This window comes from Idiomarina sp. UBA4206 (assembly GCF_002383015.1).
GTDB classification, from domain to species: Bacteria; Pseudomonadota; Gammaproteobacteria; order Enterobacterales; family Alteromonadaceae; genus Idiomarina; species Idiomarina abyssalis.
On the sequence record NZ_DFTS01000055.1, the window covers coordinates 29,633 to 37,798 of the forward strand.

At 50.2% G+C, this 8,166-nt stretch carries 12 protein-coding genes; 8 read left to right on the forward strand and 4 right to left on the reverse strand.

What is annotated here, in order from left to right; translation table 11 throughout:
- From B3180_RS11340 to B3180_RS11350, 3 genes are all read left to right on the forward strand, one after another.
- Positions 1–811, forward strand: an 811-nt coding sequence (locus B3180_RS11340; RefSeq protein WP_286844598.1) for a trans-sulfuration enzyme family protein, incomplete at its 5' end; no start/stop codon positions are given.
- A gap of 199 nt (positions 812–1,010) precedes the next feature.
- Positions 1,011–1,241, forward strand: a complete 231-nt coding sequence (locus tag B3180_RS11345) for a hypothetical protein (RefSeq protein ID WP_054490906.1) — start codon at positions 1,011–1,013, stop codon at positions 1,239–1,241.
- 33 nt (positions 1,242–1,274) lie between these two features.
- Positions 1,275–1,706 carry a VOC family protein gene (locus B3180_RS11350; protein ID WP_199494480.1) on the forward strand — a complete coding sequence of 144 codons (432 nt, stop codon included), beginning with the start codon at positions 1,275–1,277 and terminating at the stop codon, positions 1,704–1,706.
- 18 nt (positions 1,707–1,724) lie between these two features.
- Here B3180_RS11350 and B3180_RS11355 read toward each other — a convergent pair whose 3' ends face one another.
- The gene (locus B3180_RS11355) at positions 1,725–2,684 is read right to left on the reverse strand and encodes a threonine ammonia-lyase (protein ID WP_199494479.1); all 960 of its coding nucleotides are present in this window, start codon (positions 2,682–2,684) and stop codon (positions 1,725–1,727) included.
- 62 nt (positions 2,685–2,746) lie between these two features.
- On the opposite strand from B3180_RS11355, the gene B3180_RS11360 reads away from it, so the two are divergent.
- Positions 2,747–3,355: a YjaG family protein gene (locus tag B3180_RS11360; RefSeq protein WP_199494478.1), complete on the forward strand. Its 609-nt coding sequence runs from the start codon at positions 2,747–2,749 to the stop codon at positions 3,353–3,355.
- Here the strand turns inward: B3180_RS11360 and B3180_RS11365 are convergent.
- Positions 3,303–3,605 (reverse strand): hypothetical protein, encoded by a 303-nt coding sequence (locus B3180_RS11365; RefSeq protein WP_054490899.1) that lies wholly within the window; start codon positions 3,603–3,605, stop codon positions 3,303–3,305. The two genes, B3180_RS11360 and B3180_RS11365, sit on opposite strands and share 53 nt — an antisense overlap.
- Positions 3,602–4,189 carry a 16S rRNA (guanine(966)-N(2))-methyltransferase RsmD gene (gene rsmD / locus B3180_RS11370; protein ID WP_286844609.1) on the reverse strand — a complete coding sequence of 196 codons (588 nt, stop codon included), beginning with the start codon at positions 4,187–4,189 and terminating at the stop codon, positions 3,602–3,604. The genes B3180_RS11365 and rsmD overlap by 4 nt, the downstream gene beginning before the upstream one ends.
- Before the next feature lie 95 nt (positions 4,190–4,284).
- On the opposite strand from rsmD, the gene B3180_RS11375 reads away from it, so the two are divergent.
- From B3180_RS11375 to B3180_RS11385, 3 genes are all read left to right on the forward strand, one after another.
- Positions 4,285–4,656 carry a DUF423 domain-containing protein gene (locus B3180_RS11375; RefSeq protein WP_286844612.1) on the forward strand — a complete coding sequence of 124 codons (372 nt, stop codon included), beginning with the start codon at positions 4,285–4,287 and terminating at the stop codon, positions 4,654–4,656.
- Positions 4,653–5,360, forward strand: a complete 708-nt coding sequence (trmB, locus tag B3180_RS11380; RefSeq protein ID WP_286844615.1) for a tRNA (guanosine(46)-N7)-methyltransferase TrmB — start codon at positions 4,653–4,655, stop codon at positions 5,358–5,360. The genes B3180_RS11375 and trmB overlap by 4 nt, the downstream gene beginning before the upstream one ends.
- A 179-nt stretch (positions 5,361–5,539) precedes the next feature.
- Positions 5,540–6,583: an OmpA family protein gene (locus tag B3180_RS11385; protein WP_286844618.1), complete on the forward strand. Its 1,044-nt coding sequence runs from the start codon at positions 5,540–5,542 to the stop codon at positions 6,581–6,583.
- Positions 6,584–6,650: 67 nt separating this feature from the next.
- Here the strand turns inward: B3180_RS11385 and B3180_RS11390 are convergent, their stop codons facing one another.
- Complete coding sequence (locus tag B3180_RS11390; protein ID WP_286844621.1) at positions 6,651–7,511, reverse strand: SDR family oxidoreductase; 861 nt, start codon at positions 7,509–7,511, stop codon at positions 6,651–6,653.
- Positions 7,512–7,577: 66 nt separating this feature from the next.
- Between B3180_RS11390 and B3180_RS11395 the strand changes: the two genes are divergently transcribed.
- Positions 7,578–8,166 (forward strand): LysR substrate-binding domain-containing protein (locus B3180_RS11395; protein ID WP_286844624.1); only part of this gene is annotated, 589 nt, incomplete at its 3' end.

Here is an 8,166-nt window from a genome sequence, read left to right on the forward strand (position 1 = left end):
GAAATTCTCTTATGTGGATTTAGCTGACTTAAGCGCAGTGGAAGCCAGCATTCAGGACAACACCCGCATGATCTGGGTGGAAACACCAAGCAACCCGATGCTGAAGTTGGTTGATATTGAAGCCATCGTTAAACTGGCGAAGAAAAAGAACCCGGACATTATTGTGGTGGTGGACAACACCTTCGCTACGCCATTTAACCAGCGTCCGCTGGAAATGGGCGCAGACATGGTTATGCATTCGGCCACCAAATACTTAAATGGTCATTCAGACATGGTTGGCGGTATTGCCGTTGTTGGCGACAATGACGACCTGGTTGAGCGCATGCTGTTCTTACAGAACTCTGCAGGTGCTATTGCCGGTCCGTTTGACTCTTACCTGGCGTTGCGAGGCGTGAAAACGCTGGCATTGCGTATGCGTCACCACAACGAAGCGGCAATGGAACTGGCCAAGTGGCTTGAGCAACACCCTAAAGTGGAAAAAGTGATTTACCCGGGGCTTGAAAGCCACCCGCAGCACGAGTTGGCTAAAAAGCAGATGCAGGGCTTTGGCGGCATGATTTCTATTCTGCTGAAAGGCGATTTAGAAGCGGCGCGCAAATTCCTGGAGTCGGTAGAAGTGTTCGCCTTGGCGGAAAGCTTAGGTGGCGTTGAGTCGCTCATTGAGCATCCGGCTATTATGACGCACGCGTCAGTGCCAAAAGAAAACCGCGAGAAGTTAGGCATTCTGGATAACTTTGTTCGCGTATCGGTTGGTATTGAAGATCTTGATGATCTGAAAGCCGATTTAGACAAGGCGCTAAACGCATTTTAATCGCCACCAACGATTAAAAATATAACGCTTAATATAAAAAACCGGCCTTTTGGTCGGTTTTTTGTTTTTAAATTCAAATATTTATACAAAGTTTTACACTTTCGTCATAATTCAGTAGTCTTTACCTATCAGTAAAAACTGATCGAAAACAAAAATAAAAACGCAAAAGCGTTGCATAAATAACGAGAAGGAAAGACTTATGCTATTGAGCCTCATGGTACTCCAAGGACTCGTAGCCGCTCTATTGTTTTACACTTTAGTGGGCCAGCATCAGAAAAAGCCACTGTGGAATTTGTTGGCGGTTTTAACCGCGGGTTTTATTCCTCCGGTAAACTGGGCGCTTTTAGTGTTCGCTATTGGTGTCAGAATGTGGCGCCGTTCGCCGCAAACCAGCTCACCACAAAACATTGCGGCAAAACTCAGTCATTAATTTAGTCATTAAGAGTGAAGGCAAATTAGCAGTATGTCAGATACAACCAATGTACGGCCCTTTCATTTAGCCATTCCTGTCAGCTCTCTCGATAATGCACGGTCGTTTTACGGTGATGTGCTAGGGCTGTCACAGGGACGCAGCAGTGACGAATGGATAGACTGGAACTTCTTTGGTCACCAGTTTGTGACTCATGTAGCGCCCGATGTTGCTGGTGTAAAAAATCACAGTGGCGTTGATGGTCACTCCGTTCCCGTTCCGCACTTTGGCGTCGTCTTATTGCGCGATGACTGGGAAGCACTGGCTGAACGTGTAAAAGCCGCGAATATTGAGTTTGTTATAGAGCCCTATATTCGGTTTAAAGGCAAACCGGGTGAGCAGGGCACCATGTTCTTCTACGATTATTGCGGTAACGCGCTGGAATTCAAAACCTTCAACGACGACAGTCAAATTTTCGCAACCTAAGTTGTGAAATAGCATCGACTATTGGCGCAGCTTTGTATCTTCCGGCTGTGCCGCAACGTTACCGCCACTCAGCACCAAGCCAACTCGTTTGCCTTCAAACAGCGCTTTATTTTGTATAACCGCAGCTAAGGCAATAGCAGAAGACGGTTCGACGATAATTTTCAGATGATGCCAAATCAGCTGCATGGCGCTTAGAGTGTCTTCATCCTTCAAGACTAATATATCGCTGATACGTTGCTGAATAATGGCAAAAGGCAATTCGCCAACTTGAGTCAGTAGGCCATCGCACAGGCTTTTCGCAGGTAATGCCGACTGCCGCTCTCCGGCTTTCAATGACAAGAAAGCGTCATTTGCTAATTCCGGCTCCGCTCCGAACACTTGTATTTCGGTACCGTCACAGGCAAGACAGGCGCCTGAAAGCAGACCTCCGCCGCCCAGTGGCGTTATTACCGCATCCAGTGCGTCCGTTTGCTCCAGTAACTCAAGTGTTGCTGTGCCCTGACCGGCAATAATGTCGGCATGATCATAAGGCGGTATAAAGTGACTTTCGCCTTCTTTTTGCCACTTGGCAACAATAGCTTCACGCGCGGCCATACCCGGTTCAATATCAGTAATTTCAGCACCACCGGCTTCAATATTTTGCCGTTTTATTGCGGGAGCATTAGTGGGTACGCCGACTTTTACTTTTACACCCAAAGCTTTACCTGCATGAGCTAATGCCGCACCATGATTGCCCGAAGACACCGTAATAACCCCTTGCTGGCGCTGCTCCGGGCTAAGTTTAAGTAGCGCGTTAGTGGCACCACGGAACTTAAAAGCCCCGGTACGTTGTAAATTTTCACATTTGAAAAATAATTCGCAGCCTAATTGCTGATTTACAGCAGGGTTAGTCAGTACAGGCGTCTTGACGGTGTAGCTATTGATTCTCTGACGGGCTTGCACAACATCGGCATGGCAGGGGAGCGATAACTTCGGCATAATACGGACCCTTAACGAATAAAACGACACAGTGATAAGCATACACTGTCTGGAGCCGGAACGTGAGTCAACTCGATACCTTTCAGCGCATACGCGAACTGCCGCGTGAACAGCAAATTGTTATGGCGTTATATTTGTGCGAACGCATGGTTCCTAATTACGACTTCTTTCATCAGTTAACCGGCTTTGGTGACAGCAAACCCTTGCATGGCACCTTAAATGCCTGCTGGGATTGGGTGGCCAACCCGAAGAAAACCAAAGTGAATTTTGCCCGCTGGCAGGAAAAAGTCGACGAGCAAACCCCGAGTGAATACGGACACGATATGTTGGGTGTCTACCCGGCAATGGATGCTTGCACAGCGTTGAGTACGTTGTTGCAGGGGCTGCTGGACGATAACGCGTCTAATTTTCTGGATGTGGCAAAAATATCACAAGCCAGTGTGGCGAAGTTTATCGAACTCAATGACGCCGAAGAAGTGGGAACCGAGCAATTAAAAGAACACGTTCAGAACCATGAATTAATGGAATACGAAGTTGCTATTCAGCAGGCTATGCTCAACTTTCTTGAACAACAGCCTGCGGTAAACAAGGCTTTGGTAAGCCAGTTAAAAATGATGCTCAAGGACGAGGGGGTGTCGAACCTTGGTCTGGCTTTGGACGCTGAAGAATAGACAGCCAGGCGAAAATGCCAAAGGCCAGAATTTGCCAGCTGTCGCCTTTGCGCCAGGGAAAGACCTCTTTCATGGTGGCAACAAAAATACCAAGCAGCAGCAGGTGAGTAATAACCATAACGGCTAATAACAAGCTCAGCAAACCAATGGACTGGGTGCTGAGTTCGCCGTTTGCCCCTGCAAGCAGAGCAAAAAGACCCAGCCAAATAACGGCAAAAACCACTTTGCCGGCAACAATAATAACTTTCATGCTATGTCCTTAGTCAGTAAGCGAAAGCAAACTTGCCCGTGAGTTTTCTCCTTGGTCACACGCCAGTTTGCCGGTAATTTCAATGGCCATTCTTTTTCTGTTTCCAGATACACCTGATTGTCGGCGGCCAGCCATTTACCTTCATCCAGCAGTTTCAGTGCTTTATCGGCCAGTCCTTCACGAAACGGCGGATCGATAAAGACAATGTCATAAGCTTCACTATGCTGAGTTTGCAGCCAGTCGAGTGCGTTATGAGTAACAACTTCAATGTTCTGGCCTTTTAACATGCCAATGTTTTTCTGTAACTGCTGGCTGACGGACTTTACCGCTTCTATCAAAGTAACCTGAGCCGCTCCGCGCGATGCCGCTTCAAAGCCTAAGCTGCCACTGCCGGCAAATAAGTCCAGCACCCGGGCGTCGGTAATGTCCCACTGTAGCCAGTTAAACAGAGTTTCGCGCACCCGGTCGCCGGTTGGGCGCAGCCCGTCGGTTATCGGAAAGTGGAGTTTGCGGCCGCGCCAGTCGCCGCCGATGATGCGGATACTGCCTTCGGTTGGGGGTTTGCTTCGCGACTGCCTGCGCATCAGCGCTGAATCCTTTTTCCTGAGTTGGTAAACTGCCGGGCTTGCTGTCTCGTACAGCCAAACCCAGCCATCGTATTGTGAAGGGTAAATAAACTATGGGCCAGTTCTTCCTCGCCGCGTCGGCGATCAGTGGTTTTCTCGCCGTGGCGCTGGGAGCCTTTGGCGCCCACGCCTTAAAGCAGCGCCTGAGCGCCGATATGCTGGCCGTGTATGAAACGGCTGTGCAGTATCACTTTTATCACACCCTGGCCCTGCTGGCGGTGGCAGTACTGATGGTGGGCGGCGCGCAGGGTCTGAAGCTCAGCGCGATGCTGTTTCTGGTGGGCACCCTGATCTTCAGCGGCAGCCTGTACGCACTGGCCCTCACTGGCGTCAAAATTCTGGGGGCGATAACGCCCATTGGCGGGCTGTGTCTGCTGGCGGGCTGGGCCTGTCTGACCTATGCCACGATCAAGGGGCTGTCATGATTGAGGACGGCATCAAGGACGAACGTCGTCCGCTGCGGCGTATCCGCAGTTTTGTGCTTCGCACCGGGCGCATGACCAAGGGTCAGGAATTGGCCTATGAGCGCTATTGGCCAGACGCGGGCTTGCAGCTTGCCGATGGCATGATTGATCCCGAGGCGGTTTTCGGGCGCCGCGCGCCGCTGGTTTTTGAGATTGGTTTTGGTATGGGCCAGTCCCTGCTGGAGATGGCGCAGCGTGAAAGTGACAAAGACTTTATCGGTGTTGAAGTGCATCGCCCCGGTGTTGGCCGCCTGCTGATGGGCATGGGCGAAGCCGGGCTGAACAACCTGCGCGCCTATTGTGACGATGCGGTGGAAGTCTTGCAGCAGTGTATTCCCGACGCGTCGCTAAACCGGGTGCAGATCTATTTTCCCGACCCCTGGCACAAGAAAAAACATCACAAGCGCCGCATCCTTCAGTCAGCCTTTGTTCAGCAACTCCGCCCTAAGATAGCCGGCGGCGGAATGTTCCACATGGCGACTGACTGGCAGGCATACGCTGAACACATGCTAGAGGTGATGAGTGCTGCGCCAGGGTTTACTACAGAGTTTACCGAAACTGGCTATGCCCCACGGCCAGATTATCGCCCGATTACCAAGTTTGAAAAACGCGGCGAACGCCTTGGTCATGGCGTGTGGGATTTGCTGTACAAAAAAACACCGTAAATTGGCATAAAGTGCTTTAGTTTGTTAATGTAACCAGCTGAAAATAATCATGAAATGGAATTCAGTGGGCAATCAATTTTGAGATCGTTAATGATCGCTATGTTTTACCAGCTTTAGAATGTAATCAATCGAGGGAATCAGATTGTCTTTGGAACCTCGCTATTTTCAACGGAGAACAAATGGCTATGAAACACACACACTTACTTGCTTTATCAGCTGCGATTGCGGCTGTCATTTCAACCGGCGCCAGCGCTGATAATCACAAAGTAGAAATTCACGCTGATGTTGGTCGTACTTTTTTTGACGAGCCTTTAGAAGATGCCAACAACTGGGGTATGGGCGTAGGTTTTGCCCTGACTGAAAATTGGATGTTGGATCTGGTTGCCAGCCGTTGGGACAGTGAAACCCAATCGGGCGCAGTTGACGTAGATGGCACCCAATACCGCATGGATATGCTGTATCACATCAACACTGAGAGCGCATGGCGCCCTTATGTTGCCTTTGGTGTGGGCGATCAAAAACGTGAATTCAACGCCGCATCACCTTCCTCAGAGCGCGACACGCTGCTCAATTTGGGAGCTGGCCTCAAGCGCAGCCTTGGCGATAACTGGCAGTTCCGCACTGATGTGCGCGCATTCAATAGCCTTGACAATGAATATACCGATCTTGCGGTAACTGCAGGTATTGGTTACGCATTTGGCAAAACTTCAAGCCCTGCGCCAGCCCCCGTTGCTGCTGCGCCAGTAGACTTGGACAGTGATGGTGACGGTGTACTTGACTCTAAAGACCAGTGCCCAGATACCCCTAAAGTGAACAAGGTAGATGACGTTGGCTGTACGTTGAAGTTGACTGAAACTGTAGCGATCAAGTTAAACATCACCTTCGATTCAGCCAAGTCAATTATCAAGCCTGAGTTTGAAAGTGAAGTAGCCAATTTGGCGACTTTCATGAATCAATACGCTGATACTGTGGTGACTGTTGAAGGTCATACTGACAGCCAAGGTTCTGAAGCTTACAACCAAAAGTTGTCACAAAGCCGTGCTGATGCTGTAAAAGCAGCACTGATTGCTAACTACGGCATTGGTGCAGATCGTGTTAAAGCAATTGGTTACGGTGAAGCCAAGCCAATTGCTGACAACATGAATGCTGCAGGTCGTGAGCAGAACCGTCGTGTAGTAGGTCAGGTTTCTACCAAAGTGACTACTATCGAAAAACGCAATTAATCTTTGGATAGTTGCTGAAGAACCCGGCCATCGCGCCGGGTTTTTTTATCGCTGCTGAATAGGGCAGTTATTGTTTGCTAAGTAGTGTTGCATAGCCGCTGCGAAAATCCGGATAGCGAAAGCGATACCCTGATGCCAGTAGTCGCTGGTTGCTAATCCGTTTATTGCCGCGCTCATTAACTGCATCCACTGCTAGAAAATCCTCAACTCCCAGCTGCTCAGCTATCCAACTCACCACCTCTATCATAGGGGTGGGTGACGAGTCGCTGGCGAGATAAAGCGAATCCAGCGTTTGCTGTTTGCTCTGTTCAATGAAATGAGCCAGCACACCCGCGCAGTCATCCGCATGAATACGATTGGTGAAATACGGGCTGGCAGAGGCGCGCTGCTGTGCGACTTGGTCGATCAAGCGGCGTCTGCCAGGGCCGTAAATTCCGCTAAAACGCAGGATGATATGGGCATAGCCGCTTTGCACGATCAACTGTTCCGCCTGCAAGAGGCGTTTACCGCTGAAACCTTCTGGGGCGGTGGGCGATGTTTCATCTACCCAGCTGCCATCTTGCTGCCCATAGACGGCGGTGCTGGAGACAAACAGGATCAGGCGTGGCTTCTGTTGTTGTAAATCCAAGGCCTGCAGAAGCACTTGGCAGCTATCCACATAGGCCTGTTTATAACCTGCATCGCTTCGTTCCCCGGGTGTCATGCTGATAACGATGATGTTAAATCCTTCTGCCAACAGCGAGCGCATCTGCTGGAGATTGGTGGCATCACCTGAGCGATAGTGTAAGTAGGGTAAGTGATCACATACCGAGCGGCGCAGGCCGGTGACTTGATAGCCAAATGGGTGCAATTGCTGCGCGAGGCGCTGGCCAATATCGCCACAGCCGATAATCAGGCATTTTTCTGGTGAAGATAGGTTAATTGTCATTTGATAAATGCCTTATATCTGATAGTTTTAGGCTATTCATAAAAGCCAAGCTAATGGAGCTGCATTATGACCCTTACCGAGTTGCGCTATATAGTCACACTTGCTCAAGAACAACATTTTGGCCGCGCGGCGGATCGCTGTTATGTGAGCCAGCCCACCCTGAGTATCGCGGTCAAAAAACTGGAGGATGTGCTGGGGGTAGCCTTGTTTGAGCGCACCAAGTCTCGCGTGCAGCCAACCCCTTTGGGTGAGCAGATTGTGGCGCAGGCGCATTTGGTGCTGGAGCAAACGGCGGCGATTAAAGACCTAGCCGACGCCGGTAAAGACCAGCTCAGTAGTCCCTTATCGGTGGGAGCGATTTTTACTATAGGGCCTTATCTGCTGCCGAAGTTTATTCCCCATTTACAGCAGTTGGCGAGCAAAATGCCGCTCTATGTGGAGGAGGGCTATACCCACAACCTGCGCAAAAAACTGCGCAATGGCGAGTTGGATGTGATTATCGTCGCGCTGCCCTTTGTGGAGCCGGATGTGGTGACCCAAGCGCTGTATGAAGAACCCTTTGTGGTGCTTATGCCGAAGGATCACCCGCTCGCCGCCAAAGAGCAGGTAGATCAAGCGGATCTCAGTCATGAGCAGCTGCTGTTGCTGGGTGAGG